Source organism: Myxococcus sp. SDU36, from assembly GCF_030168875.1.
Lineage (GTDB): Bacteria > Myxococcota > Myxococcia > Myxococcales > Myxococcaceae > Myxococcus > Myxococcus vastator.
Genome location: NZ_CP077414.1, coordinates 382674 through 404526 on the forward strand (window position 1 = coordinate 382674; position 21853 = coordinate 404526).

Sequence of the window (21853 nt, forward strand, 5' to 3'; positions counted from 1 at the left end):
GTCGTCAATCCACAGGTGAGAACGCCCCGCACCTCGAACGCGGCGCGCGACCCGCGCACTCCTCGCGTTGGGGGGCAGAGGTATGTAACAGGGCGCCGGGACTACCATGCCACCCTGACATTGGGAACGAATTCGGGGGGTTGCGCACTCTCCAACAGTGCCCACCTATACGCCTGTCCAGGCCTGTTCGCCAGCAGAACCCCACTTCAACCCCGCGGAATTCCGAGGTCGAAGGCCTCCTGGCTGCTGGATGGGTCGGGACGGTGGGTGCGGGGGGGCAAGGGCAGCTCGTCCCTCCGGCGGCGGGCGGACGCCCTAGGGGGTCGCGTCGCGGGCCTTCCCCCACGAACCGTCCTTGAAGATGCGCACGCCCTTGCCGCTCCCGCCGCCAATCATCCCGGGAATGGTGGCCTGGAGCGGCTTGGCGCCGGGCGGCTGATAGACGACGCGGGCCTTCCGGGCGGAGGGCAGGGCGGCGCTGGTGGCGTCCACCAGCAGGTAGATGGTCTCCCCGTCCACGTGGAGCCGCTCGGGGTCCTGGCGGTGGTTGAACTCGGCCAGCAGCTCGCCGTCATCCACGGAGGAGGCCTCGCTGCCGAGCAGGCGGACCTTCACCCTCAGCCAGCTCGCGGCCGGGGCGCCGTCCTGGCTCGCGTAGTCGCGCACGCCCTGGATGACGATGGCGACGTCGGCGCCGTTGCCGGGCGCTTGCTTCGCGGCCAGGCGCAGGCCCGTCTGCTTGCTGTTGTCGGTGTCCAGCAGCAGCGTGGTGTTGGCGCAGCGGTTCTTGCACGCGTCTCCAAACGGCACCTTGTCGAAGCGCAGGCGCATGGCGAAGTCACTGCCCTGGGGGCCGATGACGGCGTTGACGATGACGGGACGCTCCCCATCCGGAGGCGCGGTGTAGCGGAAGGTGGCGCGCTCCTTGGCGGCGAAGGCGGTGCCGGCGAGCAGGGTGCAGAGGAGCAATGGGCGCTTCACGTGGAGACCTCCCCAGAGGCAAAAAGGACCTATTCAAGGGGGAAGGGGCCCGCCGCTTCAAGTCCCGGACGTTAGAGTGGGGCTTTCGACGAGGAGGATTTCGCGATGCGTGAACCGTACGTGCGGCAGCTCAAGCTCGGGCCCATGGACAATTTCGTCTACCTGGTGGGCCCCCGACACTCGGACGAAGTGGTGGTGGTGGACCCCGCGTGGGACGTGGAGGCCATCGAGCAGGCGGTGAAGCAGGACGGCAAGCGCGTGGTGGGCGCGTTCGTCTCGCACTGCCACTTCGACCACATCAACGGCCTGCCGGACCTCTTGTCGAAGTGGGACGTGCCGGTGTTCGCGCAGCGTGAAGAGGTCCAGTTCTCCCCGGAGCTGCGCGAGCTGGGCGGCGCGCTGCGGCCCCTGGGGCCGGGGGACGAGGTGCGCGTGGGGACGGAGACGTTCCAGGCGCTGCACACGCCCGGGCACACGCCGGGCTCGCACTGCCTGCTGGCCGGTGACGCGCTCGTGTCCGGGGACACCGTGTTCATCAATGGATGCGGCCGGTGTGACATGAGCGGCGGCGACCCGGAGGAGATGTACCGCTCCCTGTCCCAGGTGCTGGCGAAGGTGCCTGACAGCGCGAAGCTGTATCCAGGGCACGACTATGGGGACGTGCCAGTGACGTCCATGGAGACGGTGCGGCGGAAGAACCCGTACTTCGCCTTCGACAGCGTGGACGCCTTCGTCGCGTTCCGCATGCGGCCGCGCACGTAGCCGCCCGCGCCTCCGGTGTCTGGCGCCCAACGCGCTCTCACACCGACGACACGTTTACCCCGAGTGCGTGCCTGTCTATTGAATCGCGCCCGGCAGGAGAGGGGTGTTCGCCTGCCGTGTTTCCTCGCAGTCCAGGCGTCGAGTCAGGAGCGTTCTCATGTTTCAGGAGCAGCTTTCCCCCCAGTCGCAGCAGATGTTCGGCGAGTCGCTGAAGGAGCGGGTCGTCGAAGCCGTTCGCGAGCAGATTGTCTCCACGATTGAGGACCGGCTCGGCCGCGAGGTGCGTGAGCGCGTGGGGGAGGCCATCCGCCACGCGATGTCCGAGCGCGGCGGCGGCATGCCGCAGGGGTACGGGATGATGCAGCAGGGCTACGGGATGCCGGAGCCGGAGCGCATCGCGGACGCGCTTTGTTCCCGCCTGGCGGAGACGCTGCGCGAGCGCATCGCCTCCGTGGTGCACGAGCGCATCCGCGACGGCATCCGCGAGCGGCTGGCCGAGTGCGTGCGCGCGGGGATGATCGAGCAGTGGCAGATGTCCTCCCACGGCTTCGGCGGCCCGGATGCCGAGCGGCTGGCGGAGACGGTGCGCACCCGGCTGCTGGAGTCCCTGCGCGAGCGCATCAACACCGCCGCGCATGACGGCGTGCGCGAGGCCCTGCGCGAGCGGCTGGCGGACACGCTGCGCTCGGTGATGTCGGAGCGCGTGCCCGGCTTCAACCCCCACGACGCGGAGCGGCTGGCGGACGCCCTCCGCGGGCGCCTGGCCGAGGCCCTCCACGAGGGGCTGGTGTACAGCCTGCGTGAGCGCGTGCGCGAGTCCCTGCGCGAGCGCCTGGCCGACGGGCTCCGCGGCGTCATGACGCGCCAGTGGGGCGGCATGGCGGCCGGTTCGTTCGACCCCGAGCGCATCGCGATGACCCTCCAGGACCGGCTGTCCGAGGGGCTCCGTGAGCGCATCAACTCGGCGGTCCGCGAGCGCGTCCGCGAGGTGCTGCGGGAGCGCATGGGCGAGCTGCTGCGCGGCGCCATGGCCCGTCACCGGGGCACGATGGGCCAGGGCGGGATGATGGGGCAGGGCGGGCACGACGTGGAGCGCCTGGCGGACGCCATCCGCAGCCGGCTGGCGGACCCGCTGCGTGAGCGGCTCATCAGCAGCATGCGCTCGGAGCTGGACTCGGCGCTCCGCTCGCAGCTCCCCGAGGCCGTCCGCTCCGCGCTCGGTGAGGCGATGCGTGCCGGTCCGTCCACGCCGCCGATGCAGCACAGCGGCGGTAGCGCCGTCGACCCCGAGCGCATCGCGAGCGCGGTGCGTGAGAGCGTGAGCGCCGACGTCCGCGAGCGCGTGGGCGAGATGGTCCGCGAGCGCGTCTCCGAGGTCGTCCGCAACGAGCTGTCCAACGGCGTGCACGCCCCGCAGGCGTGATGCGTCGTCTCCCCGGAGGCGCGGCGTTGAGGTCCGCCGCCCGCCTCCGGGGAGGCAGTCTTCAGGGCGACGTCCAGTACATCGGACCGCCGTTCCAGGTGGTCGTGATTTCCATTTGAGGCGCCGCGTTCCAGGGCGACGGCGTGGTGAATCCAAGTCCGACGCCCGCGGGCTGCTCCGTGCAGCCGGACGTGAGGAGGGCTCCGGCCATCAGGACGGCCCAGGACAGCGAGCGGGGGGACGCGTGTCGAAGCAGACGCATGTGAGGTTCTCCTCGAAGGTGGCGCATCACGGCGCCGTTGCGGACGTGGACGTTTCGAAGGGGTAGCGCTGGAGCGCGAGCACCGCGCCGCTCGGGTCGGCGATGAGGGCGAGCGAGCCGCCCCGCGCTTCCGGGCACGGGGCCAGCAACACACGTCCGCCCAGCGCCCGGGCCCGTGACGCGAGCGCCGCGGGGTCCTTCACGCGGATATAGGTGAGCCAGTTGGGCCGCGCGCCTTTCACCGGGTTGGCCAGCACGCCGCCTCGGGGATGCTGTCCCTGGGCGAGGACGTAGTGCGGCCCGCCGCCGAGTGGGCGTTCGCGGACCTCGTACCCCAGGAGATCCTTGTAGAAGCCCGCCGCGGCGACGGGGTCCTGGGCCAGGTACTCCATCCACAAGAACTGGCCCTCATCGGGCACGCCCGTGTCGGCCGGGTCTCCGGGCTGGGAGCGCACGAAGCCCACCGCCGCGCCTTGTGGGTCGGAGACCACGGCGGCCCGGCCGATGTTCCGCACGTCGATGGGGCCGTCGAGCGCCTTGCCGCCGCGGGCGCTCACCTCGGTGACGGCGCGGTCCACGTCGGGCACGGAGAGGTAGCCGAGCCACAGCGCGCCTTCGCGTCGCTCGGCCGCGTTCGCCGGATGGACGATGCCGCCAATCCAGCGCCCCTGGGCGCGGATGAGGGAGTAGGGGCGGCGGCCGCCTCGGATGTCCACGAACTCCCAGCCGAACAGCTCCCGGTAGAAGCGCTTCGCGGCGGCGGGGTTGTCGGTGACGAGGTCGTGCCAGACGAACTTGCCGTAGAGCGGGGTGGGCGACAAGGGGATGGCCGCGCGGACCGCGCTGTCGGGCGTGGACGCGCAGCCGACCTGGGCGACGAGCGTGCCTCCCACGGCGCACACGCCGGCCAGTAGGAGTCCGCCGCGAAGCCTCGCGCGCCACGTGCCAGGAACTCTCATCGTCTCTCCTCGTGCCGCGGCCCAAGGCCGCTCGCGGGCTGGAGGCTTCGATATGAGGCGGCGGCCTTCGCGCGACAACCCACGGGACGCATGCGTGCGATTGTGGGTGGGGCCGCTGTGTCCGGTGTGACGCCGTCTGGCCCTCGGGCGCTACAGAGGGATAGACAGCCCATGCCCTACCGTGCTTTCGCCGCACACCATGCCAAGGTTGAATGCCAACACTTCGCGGATGCGCCGCCTCGCCGTCCTGATGGCATTTCTCTTCACAGCGTGTGCCGAGGGCCCCATCACGCGGCCTGACGTGCCGGTCCGGAAGTGGGTGGGGCCCGTCGTAATCGCGCCCGGTGGCGGGCAGTTCCGGACGGTCATCTTCTATGGTCCGTGGCAGTGCAGCCGCCAGCTCATGAACTACTGCCGCGAGAAGTGCGCTGGGAGCGGGTATGCCTTGCAGGGCTGCATGTGGCTGGCCGATGTGAAGATGGACTACCAGGGGACCGTCATCGACACCGGCAGCCGCTATGGGATGACCCACTGTTGCTGCAACTACTCAACCATCAGCGTCAGTGCGAATCAGTCGGCGCGCAACCAGTGGGACAATATCCGTGACCGGTTCCGCGAACAGTGGGCGGCCCGCTTTGGAGTGTGGCCGACTGACAGGAACGGACTGGCCTATCCGGGCCACCACATCCGCGACCTGAAGCACGGTGGCAACCCAACAGCCTGGGAGAACATCCTTCCATTCCCCAAGGACATTCACGACACACTGAACGGGCTCTACAACCAGTGCTATGCGAACAACCCTCCATGGACTCAGGTTGGACCTGACTACCCCTATGGAGCGTGAGCGCAGCACATGAAGATGACCGAACTACTCGCCGAGGTGTCGCGCCTCCATCACCCCAACCCTCCAGCGACGCCCGAGCAAATCGAAGCGTTCGAGAAGCGGGTCGGATGGCCGCTGGACCCGGACCTGCGCGCCTTCTACCTGCATTGCGACGGTGCCGACCTCTTCGATCCCCGAACCCCCACGTTCAGAGACCCGGCATTCTCGTTCCTCCCCCTGTCGCGGATTCAGCGCGCGCGGGTCGTCATGAGCCAGGACGACACCGACAAGGGTGGGCCCGCGTCCTGGTACGCGCTGTGCGAAGTGCGGGACAGCAATTACATCCTCCTTGATGTGAGCCACCAAGAGGCAGGCCGGTATCCCCTGCGCGATGGCTACCGAGAGGGATTCCCGGACCCGGACTACTGCGAGCAGATTGCATCCTCGTTCGCCGAATTCCTCGCTGGCGCGCTCTGCTCGAATGGGCGCTGGTTCTGGCTCCCGCCAGCGTGAACGATGGCGCCGCCGCCGTGCCCTGGCTCGGCGGCGCCACCCTGCCGCACGCGGCGTCAGCCCGCGCCGTGAGTTGGGTATCCATGTACGCGGCCACCGTCCGCTCCGAGTTTCGCGCCGCCGTCAAGACCGCGCCCGCGTCGTGACGGAGGGCATCTGGAGCCCCTTGGGCCTGGCGTGCAGGGACGTGTACGCCGCCACCGCCAGCAGGACGATGGCGAGCAGCGACCACAGCGCCGCCCACACCACCGCGGGCACGTAGGTGAGGTCCGCCAGGAGCGCCGCGTCACTTTGCGAGCGCACCGCGCTGTTCCACAAGTCCGAGCGCAAATCGAACAGCGCATACAGCGCCGTGAAGGCCGCGATGAACAGGTTCAGCGCGTCCACCATCCCATCCGGCAGGAACTTCGCGCCCAGCGCGAGCACCACGGCGGTGCCCAGGCAGAAGAGCAGGGTGAAGCCGTCCCCCGCGTACAGCACGCCCATGACGGTGAGCCACACGCTGGCGGCGCCCAGCACCCAGCGGCGGAGCCGGAAGCGGAAGGTGGCCAGCAGCAGCCCCGCGCCGGCCACCGCGCTGCCCAGGTAGCCCCCGGAGTAGACCGCCACCCTGGCGAACAGCCCCGGCGGCAGGCGGGACAGGCAGGAGCCCGACTCGTTGGCCGCCAGGTGGATGCGGTCCACAGAGCCCCCCACGAGCAAGGACGCCAGCGCGTGCCCGCTCTCATGCATCATCACCACCAGCACCTTCATGGGCCACAGGGCGGGCGAATCCCAGAAGTACCAGCCCACCCCCAGCATGAGGACGAGCAGGGCCAACCGGCCGAAATCGAGCTGTGCACCGCTGGCGGTCCGCATCGGTCGCTCCCTCCCGGAACACTCCAACACGTGACACTACCGCGTCAGGGGCCCGAGAGGGGGACGGGGAGGCTGGGGCATGCGCGGACGCGCGGCGGCTACGGCTGCGGCACGCCCGACTGGTAGGCCTCGCGGATGGCCTGGGCACAGGCGCGTGACTTCTCGCCCTCGCCATTCGCGCCGAGCTGGCGACTGCGGGCCAGGAGCATGTACCGGTTTCCGGCGGCGTTCACCCAGGGATAGAAGCCGAACGCTCCCGCCGAGGAGTGGCCCGTCACCGTCCACGCGCCATTGACAGTCTCTCCCTCAATCCAATGCCCCAGCCCGTAATACGCCGGGCCCGCTGTCCACGGCGTGAAGGACACGCCGGGGCCCCCCTGCCAGGCAGGGACGGCATCCGCGGTCAGCTTGGAGGACAGCGCGTACTGCCCGTTGAGCAGCTTCATCAGGAAGACGCGGTAGTGTGCCGCGCTGCCCGAGAAGCCTCCGGCCGGGGCGACGTCGCTGTCGGACTCCGGCAGGGTGGTGCCCAGCCGGGCGTTGACCCAGTCCATGACGCTCAACACGCCCGTGCCCCTTCTCGCGCCGATATCGTCCAGGGCCAGCTTCTGCATGTGGCCTCCGTTGTAGAAATACCGGCCATCCTGAAGCGGGCGGTAGGAGACGTCCTTGTAGGCGGGGCCGTAGCAATCCGAGACGCGCGTCCCGGCGTCCCCACACAAGGTGGTGTTCCCGTCGATGTAGCCGCTGGTGAAGTTGAGCCGCTTCTTCTCGTCCGGGGTGAGGTTCGCGTACCCCTTCGACTGCACGTAGGCACCCGCGTACAGCCACTTGCTCGCGGACGCGATGGGCATCACCGTCGTGGCCGTCACGCCGCTGCCTCGCGGGAATCCGTAGAGCGGCCCCGCGCCATCACCAAGCTCCCAGTAGAAGTTCCCAAGGGGCGCGCAGCTCGCGGAAGCGTTGGCCGTGTCCAGCGCGGCCTGCTCGTACACCGTGAGGGCCGCACGGGAGGTGCCCGGGGGCGCATCGGTGAGGGGGGCGACGGCGTCCTCGGCGGTGCCACAGCCGATGAGGCCCAGGGCCAGCAGCCCGCGCGCGGAGATGAGCGTCATTCTTCTGTCGTGCTTCATGGGGTGATTCCTCCTGGGAAATGTCCTGTGAACCCGGGAGGCGTCCGGAAGTTGCGCGAAACGAAGACGCACAGCGGGAGCAGCCACCTCGCGGTGACGGCTCCCGCCGGTCCAGCAGGTGCGCTCAGCGCTGGAGCGACAGGCCGTAGGCGCTGAGGATCTCGTTGACCGGCTGGAAGTACGTCGTGCCGCCCACGGAGCAGTTGCCGGAGCCGCCAGACGTCACGCCCTGCGCCTGGGTGCCGGAGATGAACGAGCCACCCGAGTCACCCGGCTGAGCGCAGGCGCTGGTCCGCGTCAGGCCGGAGACCGAACCCTGGGCGTAGTTGACGGTCGCGTTGTAGGCCCCAACCGTGCCGCAGCGCCAGCCGGTGGTGGAGCCGGAGCGGCACACCGAGGAACCAATCGCCGCCACCGTGGAGCCCGCCACGCGCGCGGAGGTGCCGGCGACCTGATTGGTCGAGGTCCAGTTGGTGTTGGTCTTCACCCAGGCGTAGTCATTGCCGGGGAAGGACGAGCCCCGGAAGGTGCCCTGGCTCACCCGGTTGTAGCCGGTGGTGGCGCTGCCCGCCCGGCCGCAGTGGCCCGCGGTGACGAAGCCGCCCACGGTGACGGCGAAGCCCACCGAGCAGCGCCCGCTTCCGATGTAGTAGGCGTTGCCTCCGACGATGTTGTACAGCGGCTGGGGGCGCTCCTTCGAGGGGACCACGCGCACCGCGTCGGTGTCCTGACCGGCCGCGGCGACGAAGCCGCGGGTGCTGGCCAGCGAGGCGCTCGCCTCGGCGACCTCGACGACGACGCTGTTGGTGGCCGGGTCCACGTACCAGGCGTGGATGTCCGAACCGGCGAACTGCGCCTGCCCGTCCAGCAGGGCCTTCACCGTGTCGAGCTGCTCCGACGTGTACTTCACCCGCTGCGGCACGGCGCCGGCGCTGCGCACCAGGGCGGCATCCGCGTCGTTGGTGACGCCGACGATGAGCTTGTTGCCCTCCGCGTTCAGCCAGGCGCCGGCAAAGCGGTCACTCAGCTCCGCCTTCAGGGACTTCTCGATGGCCGGAACCGCGGACTCGAACGCCATCCGCGCCTTGGCCTGCTCCGCGGTGAGCCCGAACTCGCGCTGCATCGCGGACACGACCTCCACGGAGGGACCTTCATCCAAACCAACAGCCTCAGCGTGACCCACAGCCAGTCCTGCGAACAGCGCCGCGGCAGCAGACATCGACGAGAGCTTCATAGGCTTCACCCTTCGGAAGAGAGGGACGTCGAACAGCGGGGGACCGTGAGCTGGCGGAACGCCTCTTGCCCGCTCACGGACCGGTATTTGCGGGTAAGCATGAAATACTGTCAATGTAGGCAATTGAGAAACAGTGGCGTACGCATTGCTTCAGCAACTGTGTAACTTGTTTGTGTGGATTTGTTGCGCTGCGGCGCGGGTTTGAGTTGTGAGTCTTTGACGCGGCGCTCGGTGGGTGTGCTGCGCCGCGCAATGCCTGGGTGCATGCGCGGCACAGCTCACGGCCGCGCAGGGGGCCTCCGCTGTCGCGTGCGGCACCTTCGCAGTGAGGGCGTCAACCCGGGTGCGTCGTCCCCGAAGACGCCCGGTCTCCAGGCCGCGAAGCGCCACGGCAAAGGGAGTCGCTTGCGGGCGCCGGACGGAGTAGGGAGGGATACCATGAAGAAGACGCTCCTCCTCCTGTCGCTCGTGGCTGCCCCCGCTCTGGCCGGGGAAGGCAAGTGGACTCCCCAGCAGGTCCTGGAGCTGGACCCGGCGTGGTTGCGCGCCCAGGGCCTCCAGGTCTCCCCCAAGAAGCTCTGGGATCCGAAGCGTGGCACCGGCCTGCTCGCGGGCGCGGTCAACGTCGGAGGGTGCTCGGGCGCGTTCATCGCCGCCTCGGGCCTGGTCATCACCAACCACCACTGTGCCTTCGGCGTCATCCAGGAGCACAGCACGCCGCAGCGCGACCTCATCACCCAGGGCTTCCTCGCCTCCAAGCAAGAGGACGAGCTGCCCGGCAAGGGCTCCCGCGTCCAGGTGCCCCGCAGCTTCACCGACGTGACGAAGACGGTGCTCGCCGCGGTGCCCGAGAACGCGGATGACATCACGCGCTACAAGGCCATCGAGCGGAAGCAGAAGGAGCTGGTCGCCGAGTGCGAGAAGCGCCCCGCCACCCGCTGCCAGGTGGCGACGTTTGATGGCGGCGTCAACTACACGCTGGTGGACGCGGTGGAGCTCACCGACGTGCGGCTCGTCTACGCGCCGCCGCGCGCGGTGGGCGAATACGGCGGCGAGGAGGACAACTGGATGTGGCCGCGCCACACCGGTGACTTCGCCATCCTCCGCGCGTACACCGCGCCGGACGGCACCTCCGCCCCGTACAGCGACAAGAACGTCCCCTACAAGGCGGAGTTCTTCTTCCCCCTGGCCACCCAGGGCGTGAAGCCCAACGACTTCGTCATGGTGCTGGGCTACCCGGGCATGACGTACCGCGCGCTGCTCGCGGAGGAGATGGCCGAGCGCCAGTCCCGCCTCTACCCGCGCATGCGCGACGTGTTCGGCGAGGCCATCCGCATCCTGGAGGCGGAAGGGGAGAAGGACCCCGCGGGCAAGATCGCCGTCGCCTCGCAGCTCAAGGGCCTGCACAACGTCTACAAGAACTCGGGCGGACAGCTCGCGGGCCTGAAGCGCGGCCACATCGTGGAGAAGCAGCGCGAAGCGGAGGCCGCCGTCGCGGTGTGGGCGAAGAAGGCGGGCGCGAAGTGGCAGCCAGCGCTGGACGCGCGGGCCGCGCTGCTCGTGGAGCAGACCGCCATCGCGAAGTCCTTCGAGCGTGAGTTCCTCCTCGCCGCGTCGTCGCGGCTGGCGCGGGGCCCGGCCCTGGCGGTGTCGGTGTCGCGGCTGGCCGCGGAGCGCGCCAGGCCGGACCTGGAGCGCCGCCCGGAGTACATGGAGCGCGAGCACGTCCGCATCAAGGACCGGCTGGAGCGCGAGCAGAAGAACCTGTTCCTCCCCGCCGAGCGCCAGCTGCTGCGGGCCTTCGTGCGCCGCGCGCAGGCGCTGGGCGCCGACCAGCGCATCGCCGCCGTGGACAAGCACTTCGGCAAGACGTTCTCGGAGACGGCCGTCCTGGCGAAGATTGACGCCATGTACGCGGGCACCCAGGTGCTGAAGCTGGACGAGCGCCTGAAGATGGCCACCGAGTCGGTGGGCCAGCTCGAGGCGCGCAAGGACGCGCTGCTCGCATTCGGCCTGGACCTGGCGAAGGAGCAGGCCGCGCTCGACGAAGTGAAGGACCAGCGCCAGGGCGCCGCGCTGCGGCTGCGGCCGGAGTGGCGCAAGGCGGTGCTGGCGCACGCGGGCAAGCCGGTGGCCCCCGACGCCAACAGCACGCTGCGCGTGAGCTTCGCCAAGGTGCGGGGCTACGCGCCGCGGGATGGCGCCCTCTACACGCCGCAGACGACGCTGTCGGGGATGCTGGCCAAGCACACCGGCGAGGAGCCCTTCGACGTCCCGGAGAAGGTCTCCAAGGTCGCCGAGGCGAAGCGCTTCGGCGCGTGGCAGGACAAGAAGCTCAAGGACATCCCGGTGAACTTCCTGTCGGACGCGGACACCACCGGCGGCAACTCCGGCAGCCCCACCGTCAACGGCAAGGGCCAGCTGGTGGGCGTCAACTTCGACCGCGTCTGGGAGAACGTGGCCAACGACTTCGGCTACAACCCGGACGTGGCTCGCAACGTCAACGTGGACGTGCGCTACATCCTCTGGATGCTGGACCAGGTGGAGGACGCGGACGTGCTGCTGCGCGAGCTGGGCGTGCGCAAGGGCCCGCCGGTGGCGAGGGAGACGCGCTGATGTCGGACGCCGGGGACGGCTCGCTTCCTTTTCCGGTCTTCAAGCCGGAAGAGCGCGTGTGTGGCAACTGCAAGCTGTTCAGCCCGCAGTCGGTGGATGAGCGCCGGGGCTGGGTGGGCACATGCCGGCTGCACTCATGGCGGGGCGACTTTCCCCCGTCCGCGCCCATCTGCGACAAGTACACGCCACGGGGAAGCGCGGCCCCCCTGGCGGCAGCACCCGCGCGCGAGCGGACCGCGCGCAGCGTGGCGCCGGTGATGGTGCGGCGCCGCGCGGACCTCAACGACGTGGTGGACCTGGAAGGGTTGAGCATGACGCGTGAAGAGCTGATGGACATCTTCCGGGAGGCGTCTGGCTTGCTGGACTCGCCGCCCCTGGCCAACAAGTGGGAGGGCGGCACGATGCGGCTGGTGCCCGCCAACACCGAGCTGCAGCCCAAGGACCTGCCCATCGACAACCTGTTCCACAAGGTCGTCATGGTGCGAGACAGGCTCCGGGTGCTGGAGCAGAAGCTCAACGCGCACCCGAAGCTGTCGGACGCGGAGAAGGTGGAGCTGCAGAGCTACATCACCCGCGTCTACGGCTCGCTCACCAGCTTCAACGTCCTCTTCAAGGAGAAGTCGGACCAGTTCGTCGGCTCGAAGAGCGAGGACTGAGGCCGTCCCCGCTCAGGGCTGCTGGCCGCGCTCTTCCATCAGGCAGAGCGTGCGCTGGCGGGCGCGGTGGAGCGTGCTCTTCACCGTGCCTTCGGGGATGCGCAGCAGCCGGGCGATTTCCGGGTAGCTCAGGCCGCGCACCTCGCGCAGGTAGAGCACCTGGCGTTGCTGCTCGTTGATGTCCTCCAGCGCCTCACCGAAGTGGCGCTCCATCTCCGCGCCCACTGCGAGGGCTTCCGGGGACAGGGGCTCCTGGACCTCGTGGCTCAGCCTGTCCCTGCGCTTGCGCGCCCGCAGCCAGTTGATGCTGCTGTTCACCATGACCCGGTGCAGCCAGGTGCTCCACGCCGCGCGGCCGCCGTAGCCGGGGGCGCGGCGGGCGAGCCGGGCGAAGACGTCCTGCACCACGTCCTCCGCGTCGGCGGTGTCACCGACGATGCGTCGGGCAATGGCCAGCGCGCGCGGACGGTGCTCGGTATACAACTCGGACAGCGGCGGAAGCGCGTATGCGTGCATGACGGGTGCTCTCCTGACACGCCGGGATGGACGTAACAGGACAAGGAACGAACGAGCCGTCAGAAGGGTCTATCGCCCTCCGGGGCCATGCACCGTGGGACACAGTCTTCCGGGGCGGGGGCGTCCATCCGCGGACACCCCCACCTCCCTGGAAGACAGCGGCTACTCCTGCTCGTCCTGCTTCGTGAGGCCCCAGTCCTTCAGCCGCTTGAAGAGGGTGGAGCGGGCCACGCCCAGCTCGCGGGCCACGCGCTCGCGGTTGTTGTTGTACCGCCGCAGCGCCGCCTCGACGATTTGACGCTCCAGCTTCTCCAGCATCTGCTCCAGCGTCATCCCCGGCGGCAGCTCCGGCACGGCGATGCCCGTCTCGCGGTTCAGCTCCTGGTCGAAGGAGATGTCCCCCGCGTCGATGAGGGGCCCCTTGCGCAGCAGCAACGCGCGGTGCACCACGTTGCGCAGCTCGCGGATGTTGCCCGGCCACGCGTGGTGCTGGAGCCGCTCCAGGGCCGCGGGCGTGAAGCGCACGGACTGGCCACGCGGGGCGTAGGTGCGCACGAAGTGCTCCGCCAGCGAGCCCAGGTCCACCTTGCGGCTGCGCAGCGGCGGCAGGTGCAGGGGGATGACGCAGAGCCGGTAGTACAAGTCTTCGCGGAAGCGGCCCTCGCGCGCCGCCGCCAGCAAGTCCCGGTTGGTGGCGGCCACCACGCGCACGTCCACCGTCTGCGGGCGGCTGGCGCCCACGCGCTTGATTTCGCCGCCTTCCAGCGCGCGCAGCAGCTTGGCCTGCAAGTCCAGCGGCAGCTCGCCAATCTCGTCCAGGAAGAGGGTGCCGCCGTCGGCCTCTTCGAAGGCGCCCTTGCGCGCGCCCATGGCGCCGGTGAAGGCGCCCTTCTCATGGCCGAAGAGCTCGCTCTCGATGAGCTCCTTGGAGATGGCCGCGCAGTTGACGGGCACCAGCGGCCGGTTCGCCCGCTGCGAGCAGGCGTGAATGGCGCGCGCCACCAGCTCCTTGCCGGTGCCGGACTCGCCCAGAATCGTCACCGCCGCGGAGGACGGGGCCACCCGCTCAATCAGCTCCGCCAGCTGCCGCACCGACGGGTCGCCGCCGATGATGCCGTGGAAGGCCGTGGGCTCCTTGCGCGAGGTGGGCGCGGCGGGCTCCAGCACCAGCTCCGTCTCACCCACGCGCAGCACGGTGGGCAGGGGGACCTCCGCCTCGAAGATGCGCGCCGGGCCCAGCCACGTCCCGTTGGTGGAGCGCAGGTCCACGACGTGGAAGACGCCGTCGCGGCGGGTCACCTTCAGGTGCCGACTGGAGGCGAAGCGGTCCTGGAGCACCAGGTCGCAGCCGGCGTCCTTGCCCGCCGTGAAGCCGTCACCCGTGAAGCGGTGGACGGACTCGTTGAGGCCCTGCTTCACCCGCACCTGCGCGGGCTGCCAGCGGGGGGCCTGCGCGTCGCGGGACTGGACGGACGTCGTGTGCCCCACCTCGGTGGTGACGTCCGCGCCCTCGCTGCCGCCGCTGATGCGGAAGACCGCGCGCCACTGGCCCAGCGCCAGGTCCGCGCCGTCCGGCAGCTCGCCGTGGGTGACGGACTGGCCGGCAACGGTGGTGCCCTTGCCGGACAGGTCCTCCACCCGGCAGCGCTCGCCGTCCCACAGCAGGGCCACCTGGAGGCGGCTCACCTCGGGGTCGGGAATGGCGACGTCGCTCTGCTCGCCGCGCCCGAGCACCAACCGTGCCCGGTCCACCCCCACCCGCAGGACCTCCTCGCCACGACGAAAGAACACCAGCTCCGGCATCCCAGCCCTCTGTGCAGTCCAGCCCGTGAGCGCTTTACACGCCCTGGTGTTCCGCTTTCAACCCCGCGCCCCGGCAGGCACGCCAAGGAGGCGGTCGTCAGCGCCGCGGGAGGAACGTCGGTCGGTTGAGGAAGCCGGCGAGCCGGGCGGCGCGGAAGCTGGGGTCCTTCTTGTCCGGCGGGAGGATGGTGACGCCCGCGCCCACCAGGCCCAGCCGCTTCTGGAACTCCGGGTCCAGCTTGATATTCACATCCATGCCGGGCTCGCTGTACTCCAGCCGTTTGCCCAGCTTCAGCGTGCCGGTGGCCAGGGCCTCCAGCTCGTTGCTCTTCAGGCGCAGCGACTCCACCGTGCCCAGGCCCTTGACGAACTGGATGCGTCCGGTGAGCGCGCCCAGGTCGATTTGCGGCAGGTCCATGGGCACCGCCGTGCCACCCCCCATGGGGATGGCCACCTTGCCGCTCTTGATGACCATGTTCCGGGTGTCCAGCGTCAGCTCGCCGTCGGCCTGGGACAGGTCCGCCTGCGCGCCGCTCTTGGGCATCGTCAGCGACAGGGTCGCGTTCAGCTCGCCGTCCAGGTCCAGGCCGGTGAAGCCCGGCAGGTTGCCGCCGGAGGCCTGGAGCCCGTCCGCCGTCACCTTGACGCGCGTGTCGCCCAGCAGGCCCACGGAGGCGCTCAGCGTGCCGCCCATGACGCTGGCGCGCATCGCGATGCCCGGCGGGAAGAGGGCGGGGCGCAGCGCCACGCTCTCCAGCACCAGCGGCTCGCCCAGCTCCGCGGCGCCCAGCATGCCTTCGCCCTGCGCGAGCGACGCCACCGTGTCCGCGCTCAGCGGCTGGGGCGGCTTGCTCACGCGCACGTTGGTGGCGGTGATGCCCGCCAGGCCGGGCCGCAGCGAGCCGATGCGCACCGCGAGCCCCGCCTGGGCCGCTTCGCTGACCAGCCGCTTGCGGATGGCGTCGTACGGGAAGGTGATGAGCAGGCCCACGACGAAGGCCACCACCGCGAAGGCGGCGTAGCCGAGGAGAATCTTCCAGCGGGCGGCTTTGGAGTCAGAGGACATGGGTCAGGGCTTCATCCGGTAGGTGGCGACAGTGGTCCACGCCGTCAGCGTGTCCGACGCGGGCCGCGGCTCGATGCGCAACAGCTTCACCTTCACCACGCCCGGACCGCTCTCCACCGTCTGCAGGAAGTCGGTCAGCTTGCGCAGGTCCACGTCCGTGAAGGTCAGCTCCACGGCGCTCTCCACGATTTTTCCGTCGCCGATGCCCACCTCGCCCTTGGGCGTCATGTTGGGCACCTGGAGGCCGGCCAGCGTCGCCTTGTCCTCGATGTAGCTGATGAGCTGCACGTTGCTGGACGTGAGCTGCTGCTCCACCGACTGACGGTTGGCCTGCGCCTCGCGGAAGCTGGCGGCCAGCGTGTTCACCTCCTGCAGCTTGGACAGCTTCTCCTCGGTGCGCTTGCGGTACCCGGACGCGCTGTTGGTGAACGTCATCACCACGGCGAACAGGACGAACACCAGCGCCGCCGCGCCGGCGATGGACACCATGCGGCGCTCGCGCTCGCTGAGCCGCTCGAACCACGTCTGGATGGGGGCGAAGGCTTCCTGAAGCTTGGCCATGGTCAGCTCTCTCCTCCCTGCTCACCAGGGCATTGCACCTGCACGTCCAGGCGGAAGGACATCTTGCTGCCGTCCCGGGTCTTCTCCACCTTTCCCTGCCGGACGTCCTTGAAGCAGTCGTGCGTCTTGATGGCGTTGGACAGCGTGTCGATCTGCTTCGAGGAGTCCGTCTCGCCCTCGAGGATGACGCGGCCCAAATCAATCTGGATGCGGGTGAACTTCACTGGCAATTCGTCCGGCACGCGCCCCGTCACCTCCGCCAGGAGGTTGACCGCCGTCAGCCGGGGAAGCGCCGCCGCCGGGCTCTCCACGCCCGCGAGCATGTTGAGCGCGCGGTTGTAGTCCTTCTCGCACCGGCCCAGGATTCGCTGGGTGGTGTCACACAGCACCGCGTCCACCTGCGCCTCGCGCCGCGCCAGCACCGAGTTGCGCACCACGCCGAACGCGATGAGCAGCAGGATGAGCGTGGCCGCGAAGGACGCCAGCAGCCCCAGCTTGTCCTTCACGTAGTCGAAGTCGCCCTTGAAGGCGAACTCGCCCCGGCGGAGGTTGAAGCGCGGCGCGCGCACGCCCGCCGCGTTGCCACGCAGGGCCAGCGAGTACGCCTGGGCCGCCACGGGCTGCTCCGCCTGGGGAATCGGCTTCGCGTCCGCGGGCAGCGCCAGCACCCGCACCGGCAGGTTCAAATCCCGGGAGAGCTGCTCGGCGAGCCCCGGCAGCTTCGCCGTGCCGCCGCACAGCACCACCGCGCCCACCTGCTGGCGGCTGCGGGCCGTGAAGGCCTTGAGGGTGGGGCGCAGCTCGCGCAGCAGCGGCTGCAGGCCGCGCACGAAGGCCGCCGCCGCGCGCTCCGCGTCCGGGCCCTGGGCCGCGCTGGCCACCGCGCCGTGCTGCTCCTTCCAGTGGTTCGCCTCCGCCAGCGACGTCTGGAACTCCGCCGCCAGCGCCTTGCTCAGGTCCTTGCCGCCACCGGAGAAGGTGCGCGCGAACTGGACGCCCTCACCGGGCTTGCCCACCGACACGGAGGTGCGCTCGTGGCCGATGTCCACCATCGCCACCGCGCCGCCTTCACCCGTGCCCTGGAAGAGGCCCGGGTGCTGCTGGAACAGGTTCTGGTAGGCCAGGCCCGGGTGCGTGACGATGCGCGGGTCCACCTTCAGCTCGGAGAGCAGCGCCAGCAACTCCGCCAGCTCCGCCTTGCGCACCACGCCCACCAGCAGGTCGCTGGCCTTGTCCTTGCCCTCGCCGTCCTTCAAACCCACGACCTGGTAGTCGTAGACGACGTCGGAGATGTCGAAGGGCAGCAGGCTGCCGACCTCGAAGGGCAGCGTCGCCTCGATGCGCCGGGCGTCGGAGAAGGGCAGGCTCAGCGCGTGCGTGGTGAGCGCGGGGCTGGGCAGGGCGACGACAATCTGGTCCACGTTGCCCGGCGGGAGCTGGCCCAGCAGCTCCTGCACGGCGGCGCGCAGCGTGTCGGCGCGCTCGCCCTCCTGGGCACGCCGGACCTCGGCGAACCCATGGGTGGTGTGCGTCTTCGTCTTCGCCTCCAGCACCACGCCCTTCACGGCGTGACTGCCGAGGTCCAGGCCAAGGATACGGGCCATGCTATTCCTCTCTCCAGTACAGGAGCCGGCCCAGGGTGTCGTCGAGCCGGATGACGGCGGTCAGCGTCTTCTGCACGCTGCCCGCTTCTCCCACAGATTTGATGGTGAAGGTCTGACTCTTGTCGCCCACGAGCCGGTTGCCCGCGACGTTGGACTTCACGGCCGGGTCGACCAGGATGCCCGCCGCTTCCACCACCGCGACGAAGTCCTGCACGGACATCCCGAAGAAGCTGAACATGCGCGCGGCGCGCACCCGTTCGATGAGCTCGTTGAGGAACACCGGATCTCTCAGGCGCGGGTCCGGCCGCGTCTGGTCCGCCACCGACATGATGGCCAGCCCCATCATCACCGGGTCATCGGTGTTGATGTTGGGCCGGCGGTTGATGTCCGGAAAGACGGTGAGGCGGTCCCGGAACGCCGACATGAACTGGTCGTTGATGCCGTGGACCCGGTACAGCTCGTCCACGCTGTCGAAGCGCGCGTTCTTGGGCTGATAGCTGGGTTCATAACGGCTGTAGGACGCGCCTTCATCCGAGAACCCACCCGGCAGCGGATTCACCGGGTCCACCGGGTTGAACGCCGAGCCTGTCCGGTCGTCGTCCGCCCAGTCCTTGAGGGCCAGGAGGACGTCCTGGGGCGTGCTGCGCACCTTGTTGGCGTCGTCCCGCTCCCAGAGGAACTCGAAGCGCGGGTCCGCCATCATGTCCATCAGCCGCAGCGCCGTGGGCCGCGCGTCGCCGGCGCCCGCGATGAGGCGGTGCACGTTGAGCTTCTCTTCCTCGTCGGTGATGGTGGCCAGGAAGCAGCCCTCGAAGCCGCCGAATGAGCGCATGGTCATCTGCGAGGCCACCTCGCGCGCCGCCGGGTCCGCGTCCTCGTCATCCAGCTTGAAGTTGTCGTCCTGCTCGGGCTCCAGCGCGGACAGCTCGCCGCCGCCCGCGCCGTCGTTCTTCACCAGCCCGCGGAGCATGTGGCAGTCCACGCGCGCCATCTTGAAGAGCTGGATGTTGAGCGAGGAGGGCTGCACCTGTCCTGCCTGCGGCGTGCCGCCAATGCCCAGCTGCCCCAGGATGGCCGCCGGGTTGGGGATGGGCGTCTGGTCCACCTGCTTCTGGAAGCGCAGCAGCAGCCGCGACAGGGAGATGCCCGAGCGCGCCAGGTAGTAGGCGCGCACTTCGTCCCGCTGGTTGGCCGCCAGCTGCAGGTCCACCCGGCTGTTGTAGGCGAAGTCGGTGGCAATCACCGTCAGGATGGCGATGGAGACGATGGCGATGATGAGCGCCACGCCGCGCGAGCGCCGCTCCCGCCGCGCCGGGCGGGGCAGGGGCCTTTGTCGCCGCCGGGGCGGCTTCTGGAAGAAGGGCAGGGGCATGGCTCAGTACCTCGGCAGCTCCGTGTTGAGCATGATTCGGGCCTGGGTGACGTAACGGGCCTCCTTGCCGGTCTCGTCCACCGCCGTCAGCGTCACGCGCACCCGGGTGGGAAGAATCGCCTTGCGCTCCATCCGCCGCGTGTCCCACTCGTCATCCCACTCCTTCTTCTCCGAATCCCAGTAGGCGAACTCCAGCTCCTTCACGCCTTCGAAGAGCACGTCCACGTGGCCGCCTTGCTCCATGCGCTCGTCGATGTTCGGGTTGACGCGCCGCTTGAGGTCCTGCCGGCCGCGGGCCTCCCGGTCCGCCGACGCCTCCACGAAGTACTCGACGATGGCCTGGTCGGACTCCTTCACGTCCGTGTAGAGGCGCTGGTGCGAGAAGGTGGTGAGCAGTAGCTTGCCACGCTCCCCCACGAAGTTGGTGGGCCGGTCGTTCTGGTCCCGGAAGCGGGTGGAGTCGTAGCGATCGCTCACGTAGGCCGAGCCAATCTCGCGCGCCATGCGGTTCATGGCCACGCGGACCTGCCGGTAGCGGTCCGCGTCCACCTCCACCGTCTCCTTCGCCGTCAGGCCCGTCTGGAAGGCCATGGCCACCACCGTGCCCATGAGGGCGGTGATGGCGACGGCCACCATGACCTCCATCAACGTGAACCCGCGCATGCGATGCCGCATCATTGAATCCCCCGGGAGCCGCCCGGCATCATCGGGTTGCCCAGCGGGTTGGCTCCGCCCATGTTCCCGCCGCGGCGGCCCATGTCCTGCTGGGCGTCACCCAGGCGGCGCAGCGGTTGCCGCGTCGCCGGGTCCAGCATGATGCCGTTGGGGCCGGGGATGGGGTTGGCCACGGGCCGCCCGTCCTGCGTCACCCACTGGTTGTCGGAGCCTCCGCCCTGGGCCGCGGCGGCGCCGCCGTTGCGGTCCGAGCCCGGCCCGAGCGACACGACGTGCGTCACCAGGTCGATGCTCTCCACCTGCGTGCCTTCCTGCCAGTAGACGGTGAGATGCACCTCGCGGACCGTCTGGGTGATCTGCTCCACCATCTGCGTGAACATGGGCTGGGCCATGCCCATGGCCGCGCCGCCCATGCCGCCCAGGCCCGCGGCCTGGGGCCCGCCGGAGGACGCGCCGTCCTTGCCGCCGCCGGCGCCTCCGAAGAGGCCCGCCAGTCCGGACAGCGGGTCATCACCGCCGCCGCTGTCGCCAATGGGCAGGTTGAAGATGGCGCCAATGAGCTGGTCCGGCGTCACGCCATCCGTCTTGGGCGCGATGATGCGCGCGCGCCACTTGAACTGGTTCCAACCTTCATCGGAGAAGTCCCCGGACTCCTCCTGGTCGTCCAGGCTGAAGCCGTCGTCGTAGAGGTCCTGCTCCAGGTCCGTCATCTTCGACCGGGCCAGCAGCGACGCCACGGTGAGGCGCTTGGTGTAGACGTGGTTGGACACCGCGCCCGCGTTGAGGTCGAAGATGGCCATCAGCGCCAGCCCGAGGATGGCGAGCGCCACCACCACCTCCAGCAGCGTGAACCCCTGGGCGCGCTTCATCGCGGCACCTCCAGCGCCTCGGCGACAATCTGCACCTTGCCGGTGAGCGGAGACACGTCCAGCGTCCAGACGTTGTCTCCCTGCTGCACGTAGACGTAGGCCTTCTCCGTGTAGCCCTGCGGGAAGAAGTAGAGGTACGCCACGCCGTTCTCCACCGGCTGACGCTGGTGGCGCGTCCACACCGACACCTTGACGTCCGCCGGCAGCTCCCGCGCGGGGACCTCCTCGGACGTGTAGGAGGAGAAGCGGGCCGCGTTCTCCACGCGGAGCTTCTCACCCTCCAGCAGCTCCTGCGCGCTGGGGGCATTCGTCCCGCTGCCGCCGGACAGGTAGTTGCGCCGCTCGTCACGGCCGCTGCCGCTGCCCCGGTTGCGCGCGGCGCGCTCGCGCTCGCTGTTCTCCGTGCGCAGCGTCTCGTCGCGGTCTCTCGCGGTGGTGACGGCGCCCTCCGCGCATTCGGCGTGATAGCGCGTGGCCTGCTCACTCTTGGGGTCGGGAATCTCGAAGACGAGCCGGCACGTCTGGCCGCGCAGCGCCGCCGAGTCATAGAGCGAGCGGATGAGGCCCGCCAGCTCGCCCGCGCTGCCCTTGGCCTTGGCGCCGGTGATGGAGCCAATGCCCATCACCGCCGCGGAGAACAGCATCGCGACGATGATGATGGCGATGGAGATTTCAATGAGCGTCAGGCCGCGCTGGGCGCGGTGGCTCCGCTTCGTCATGGCTCCCCCCAACCGGCGGCCAGCACACCGCCGCTGCTCAGGTCCGCGTCCGCCCCCGTCCCGCCCGGCCTGCCGTCCGCCCCGTAGGACACGACGGCGCCCGTCGACCCGTTCATCCAGTACACGTACGGGTGGCCCCAGGGGTCCACCGGCACGCGCTCCAGCAGGCGGGCCTGGATGAGCGGGGTGAAGCCTTCCTCCTGGGAGGGGAAGCGGCCCATCAGCCGGTGGTGGGACTTGAACATGCCCTCCAGCTTGCGGATGTCCGTGCGCGCCCGGCGCTGGCTTGCGTCCAGCGTCCGGTCCTCCGTCACATAGACGAGCGTGAAGGCAAGCCCCGTGGCCGCCACGAAGACGAACACGAGGAGCAGCCGCCCCAGGCTCCGGCGGCGGTCCAGCCCCTCGTGCGAGGGCGTCGGGGATGCAATGGCGTCGTGCTCGTTCATGC

At 69.7% G+C, this 21853-nt stretch carries 22 protein-coding genes; 6 read left to right on the top strand and 16 right to left on the bottom strand.

The annotated features are described in order from the left end of the window. Positions 1 to 315: 315 nt before the first annotated feature. Positions 316 to 981 (bottom strand): hypothetical protein, encoded by a 666-nt coding sequence (locus KGD87_RS01560; protein ID WP_284665811.1) that lies wholly within the window; start codon positions 979 to 981, stop codon positions 316 to 318. 105 nt (positions 982 to 1086) lie between these two features. On the opposite strand from KGD87_RS01560, the gene KGD87_RS01565 reads away from it, so the two are divergent. After that, positions 1087 to 1743: an MBL fold metallo-hydrolase gene (locus KGD87_RS01565; protein WP_284665812.1), complete on the top strand. Its 657-nt coding sequence runs from the start codon at positions 1087 to 1089 to the stop codon at positions 1741 to 1743. A gap of 157 nt (positions 1744 to 1900) precedes the next feature. Then, positions 1901 to 3166, top strand: coding sequence for a DUF445 domain-containing protein (locus KGD87_RS01570; RefSeq protein WP_284665813.1), 1266 nt, complete (start codon positions 1901 to 1903; stop codon positions 3164 to 3166). A gap of 61 nt (positions 3167 to 3227) precedes the next feature. Here KGD87_RS01570 and KGD87_RS01575 read toward each other — a convergent pair whose 3' ends face one another. Beyond that, positions 3228 to 3428, bottom strand: coding sequence for a hypothetical protein (locus KGD87_RS01575; RefSeq protein ID WP_284665814.1), 201 nt, complete (start codon positions 3426 to 3428; stop codon positions 3228 to 3230). Between the two features lie 26 nt (positions 3429 to 3454). Beyond that, on the bottom strand, positions 3455 to 4387 hold the full coding sequence (locus KGD87_RS01580; protein ID WP_284665815.1) for a VOC family protein: 933 nt from the start codon (positions 4385 to 4387) through the stop codon (positions 3455 to 3457). 229 nt (positions 4388 to 4616) lie between these two features. On the opposite strand from KGD87_RS01580, the gene KGD87_RS01585 reads away from it, so the two are divergent. Beyond that, positions 4617 to 5231, top strand: a complete 615-nt coding sequence (locus KGD87_RS01585) for a hypothetical protein (RefSeq protein WP_284665816.1) — start codon at positions 4617 to 4619, stop codon at positions 5229 to 5231. A 9-nt stretch (positions 5232 to 5240) separates the two neighbouring features. Further along, the gene (locus KGD87_RS01590; protein WP_284665817.1) at positions 5241 to 5723 is read left to right on the top strand and encodes an SMI1/KNR4 family protein; all 483 of its coding nucleotides are present in this window, start codon (positions 5241 to 5243) and stop codon (positions 5721 to 5723) included. 123 nt (positions 5724 to 5846) lie between these two features. On the opposite strand, the gene KGD87_RS01595 is transcribed toward KGD87_RS01590, so the two are convergent. From KGD87_RS01595 to KGD87_RS01605, 3 genes are all read right to left on the bottom strand, one after another. After that, positions 5847 to 6581 (bottom strand): M50 family metallopeptidase, encoded by a 735-nt coding sequence (locus tag KGD87_RS01595; protein ID WP_284665818.1) that lies wholly within the window; start codon positions 6579 to 6581, stop codon positions 5847 to 5849. A 98-nt stretch (positions 6582 to 6679) separates the two neighbouring features. Further along, positions 6680 to 7714: a hypothetical protein gene (locus KGD87_RS01600; RefSeq protein ID WP_284665819.1), complete on the bottom strand. Its 1035-nt coding sequence runs from the start codon at positions 7712 to 7714 to the stop codon at positions 6680 to 6682. Between the two features lie 124 nt (positions 7715 to 7838). Further along, positions 7839 to 8873 carry a S1 family peptidase gene (locus tag KGD87_RS01605; protein ID WP_284665820.1) on the bottom strand — a complete coding sequence of 345 codons (1035 nt, stop codon included), beginning with the start codon at positions 8871 to 8873 and terminating at the stop codon, positions 7839 to 7841. Between the two features lie 513 nt (positions 8874 to 9386). Here KGD87_RS01605 and KGD87_RS01610 point away from each other — a divergent pair. Continuing rightward, complete coding sequence (locus KGD87_RS01610) at positions 9387 to 11564, top strand: S46 family peptidase (RefSeq protein WP_284665821.1); 2178 nt, start codon at positions 9387 to 9389, stop codon at positions 11562 to 11564. After that, positions 11564 to 12220, top strand: a complete 657-nt coding sequence (locus KGD87_RS01615) for a DUF8685 domain-containing protein (protein WP_284665822.1) — start codon at positions 11564 to 11566, stop codon at positions 12218 to 12220. The genes KGD87_RS01610 and KGD87_RS01615 overlap by 1 nt, the downstream gene beginning before the upstream one ends. Before the next feature lie 12 nt (positions 12221 to 12232). Here the strand turns inward: KGD87_RS01615 and KGD87_RS01620 are convergent, their stop codons facing one another. The 10 genes from KGD87_RS01620 to KGD87_RS01665 all read right to left on the bottom strand — a co-directional run bounded on the left by KGD87_RS01620 (position 12233) and on the right by KGD87_RS01665 (position 21851). Beyond that, positions 12233 to 12736, bottom strand: coding sequence for an RNA polymerase sigma factor (locus KGD87_RS01620; RefSeq protein WP_163780725.1), 504 nt, complete (start codon positions 12734 to 12736; stop codon positions 12233 to 12235). A gap of 162 nt (positions 12737 to 12898) precedes the next feature. After that, complete coding sequence (locus KGD87_RS01625) at positions 12899 to 14539, bottom strand: sigma 54-interacting transcriptional regulator (protein ID WP_284665823.1); 1641 nt, start codon at positions 14537 to 14539, stop codon at positions 12899 to 12901. Between the two features lie 97 nt (positions 14540 to 14636). Then, positions 14637 to 15605, bottom strand: a complete 969-nt coding sequence (gene gspN / locus KGD87_RS01630; RefSeq protein ID WP_284665824.1) for a type II secretion system protein GspN — start codon at positions 15603 to 15605, stop codon at positions 14637 to 14639. A gap of 3 nt (positions 15606 to 15608) precedes the next feature. Then, positions 15609 to 16166: a type II secretion system protein M gene (locus tag KGD87_RS01635; RefSeq protein ID WP_284665825.1), complete on the bottom strand. Its 558-nt coding sequence runs from the start codon at positions 16164 to 16166 to the stop codon at positions 15609 to 15611. A gap of 2 nt (positions 16167 to 16168) precedes the next feature. Further along, positions 16169 to 17770: a pilus assembly protein PilM gene (pilM, locus tag KGD87_RS01640; RefSeq protein ID WP_284665826.1), complete on the bottom strand. Its 1602-nt coding sequence runs from the start codon at positions 17768 to 17770 to the stop codon at positions 16169 to 16171. A 1-nt stretch (position 17771) separates the two neighbouring features. Continuing rightward, entirely contained in the window at positions 17772 to 19142 is a 1371-nt protein-coding gene (locus KGD87_RS01645) for a type II secretion system minor pseudopilin (RefSeq protein ID WP_284665827.1), read from the bottom strand. 3 nt (positions 19143 to 19145) lie between these two features. Then, on the bottom strand, positions 19146 to 19817 hold the full coding sequence (locus KGD87_RS01650; protein WP_284668748.1) for a type II secretion system protein GspJ: 672 nt from the start codon (positions 19815 to 19817) through the stop codon (positions 19146 to 19148). Next, complete coding sequence (locus KGD87_RS01655) at positions 19817 to 20686, bottom strand: type IV pilus modification PilV family protein (protein ID WP_284665828.1); 870 nt, start codon at positions 20684 to 20686, stop codon at positions 19817 to 19819. The genes KGD87_RS01650 and KGD87_RS01655 overlap by 1 nt, the downstream gene beginning before the upstream one ends. Continuing rightward, entirely contained in the window at positions 20683 to 21405 is a 723-nt protein-coding gene (locus tag KGD87_RS01660) for a prepilin-type N-terminal cleavage/methylation domain-containing protein (protein ID WP_284665829.1), read from the bottom strand. The genes KGD87_RS01655 and KGD87_RS01660 overlap by 4 nt, the downstream gene beginning before the upstream one ends. Beyond that, positions 21402 to 21851, bottom strand: coding sequence for a type II secretion system protein GspG (locus KGD87_RS01665; protein WP_284665830.1), 450 nt, complete (start codon positions 21849 to 21851; stop codon positions 21402 to 21404). The genes KGD87_RS01660 and KGD87_RS01665 overlap by 4 nt, the downstream gene beginning before the upstream one ends. Positions 21852 to 21853: the final 2 nt, after the last annotated feature.

What these genes read in the sequence shown, in the direction of transcription:
- KGD87_RS01565 (WP_284665812.1), top strand. Translation starts at nt 1,087, where the DNA reads ATGCGTGAACCGTACGTGCGGCAGCTCAAGCTCGGGCCCATGGACAAT.
- KGD87_RS01570 (WP_284665813.1), top strand. Translation starts at nt 1,901, where the DNA reads ATGTTTCAGGAGCAGCTTTCCCCCCAGTCGCAGCAGATGTTCGGCGAG.
- KGD87_RS01575 (WP_284665814.1), bottom strand. Translation starts at nt 3,428, where the DNA reads ATGCGTCTGCTTCGACACGCGTCCCCCCGCTCGCTGTCCTGGGCCGTC.
- KGD87_RS01580 (WP_284665815.1), bottom strand. Translation starts at nt 4,387, where the DNA reads ATGAGAGTTCCTGGCACGTGGCGCGCGAGGCTTCGCGGCGGACTCCTA.
- KGD87_RS01585 (WP_284665816.1), top strand. Translation starts at nt 4,617, where the DNA reads ATGCGCCGCCTCGCCGTCCTGATGGCATTTCTCTTCACAGCGTGTGCC.
- KGD87_RS01590 (WP_284665817.1), top strand. Translation starts at nt 5,241, where the DNA reads ATGAAGATGACCGAACTACTCGCCGAGGTGTCGCGCCTCCATCACCCC.
- KGD87_RS01595 (WP_284665818.1), bottom strand. Translation starts at nt 6,581, where the DNA reads ATGCGGACCGCCAGCGGTGCACAGCTCGATTTCGGCCGGTTGGCCCTG.
- KGD87_RS01600 (WP_284665819.1), bottom strand. Translation starts at nt 7,714, where the DNA reads ATGAAGCACGACAGAAGAATGACGCTCATCTCCGCGCGCGGGCTGCTG.
- KGD87_RS01610 (WP_284665821.1), top strand. Translation starts at nt 9,387, where the DNA reads ATGAAGAAGACGCTCCTCCTCCTGTCGCTCGTGGCTGCCCCCGCTCTG.
- KGD87_RS01615 (WP_284665822.1), top strand. Translation starts at nt 11,564, where the DNA reads ATGTCGGACGCCGGGGACGGCTCGCTTCCTTTTCCGGTCTTCAAGCCG.
- KGD87_RS01620 (WP_163780725.1), bottom strand. Translation starts at nt 12,736, where the DNA reads ATGCACGCATACGCGCTTCCGCCGCTGTCCGAGTTGTATACCGAGCAC.
- KGD87_RS01625 (WP_284665823.1), bottom strand. Translation starts at nt 14,539, where the DNA reads ATGCCGGAGCTGGTGTTCTTTCGTCGTGGCGAGGAGGTCCTGCGGGTG.
- gspN (WP_284665824.1), bottom strand. Translation starts at nt 15,605, where the DNA reads ATGTCCTCTGACTCCAAAGCCGCCCGCTGGAAGATTCTCCTCGGCTAC.
- KGD87_RS01635 (WP_284665825.1), bottom strand. Translation starts at nt 16,166, where the DNA reads ATGGCCAAGCTTCAGGAAGCCTTCGCCCCCATCCAGACGTGGTTCGAG.
- pilM (WP_284665826.1), bottom strand. Translation starts at nt 17,770, where the DNA reads ATGGCCCGTATCCTTGGCCTGGACCTCGGCAGTCACGCCGTGAAGGGC.
- KGD87_RS01645 (WP_284665827.1), bottom strand. Translation starts at nt 19,142, where the DNA reads ATGCCCCTGCCCTTCTTCCAGAAGCCGCCCCGGCGGCGACAAAGGCCC.
- KGD87_RS01650 (WP_284668748.1), bottom strand. Translation starts at nt 19,817, where the DNA reads ATGCGGCATCGCATGCGCGGGTTCACGTTGATGGAGGTCATGGTGGCC.
- KGD87_RS01655 (WP_284665828.1), bottom strand. Translation starts at nt 20,686, where the DNA reads ATGAAGCGCGCCCAGGGGTTCACGCTGCTGGAGGTGGTGGTGGCGCTC.
- KGD87_RS01660 (WP_284665829.1), bottom strand. Translation starts at nt 21,405, where the DNA reads ATGACGAAGCGGAGCCACCGCGCCCAGCGCGGCCTGACGCTCATTGAA.
- KGD87_RS01665 (WP_284665830.1), bottom strand. Translation starts at nt 21,851, where the DNA reads ATGAACGAGCACGACGCCATTGCATCCCCGACGCCCTCGCACGAGGGG.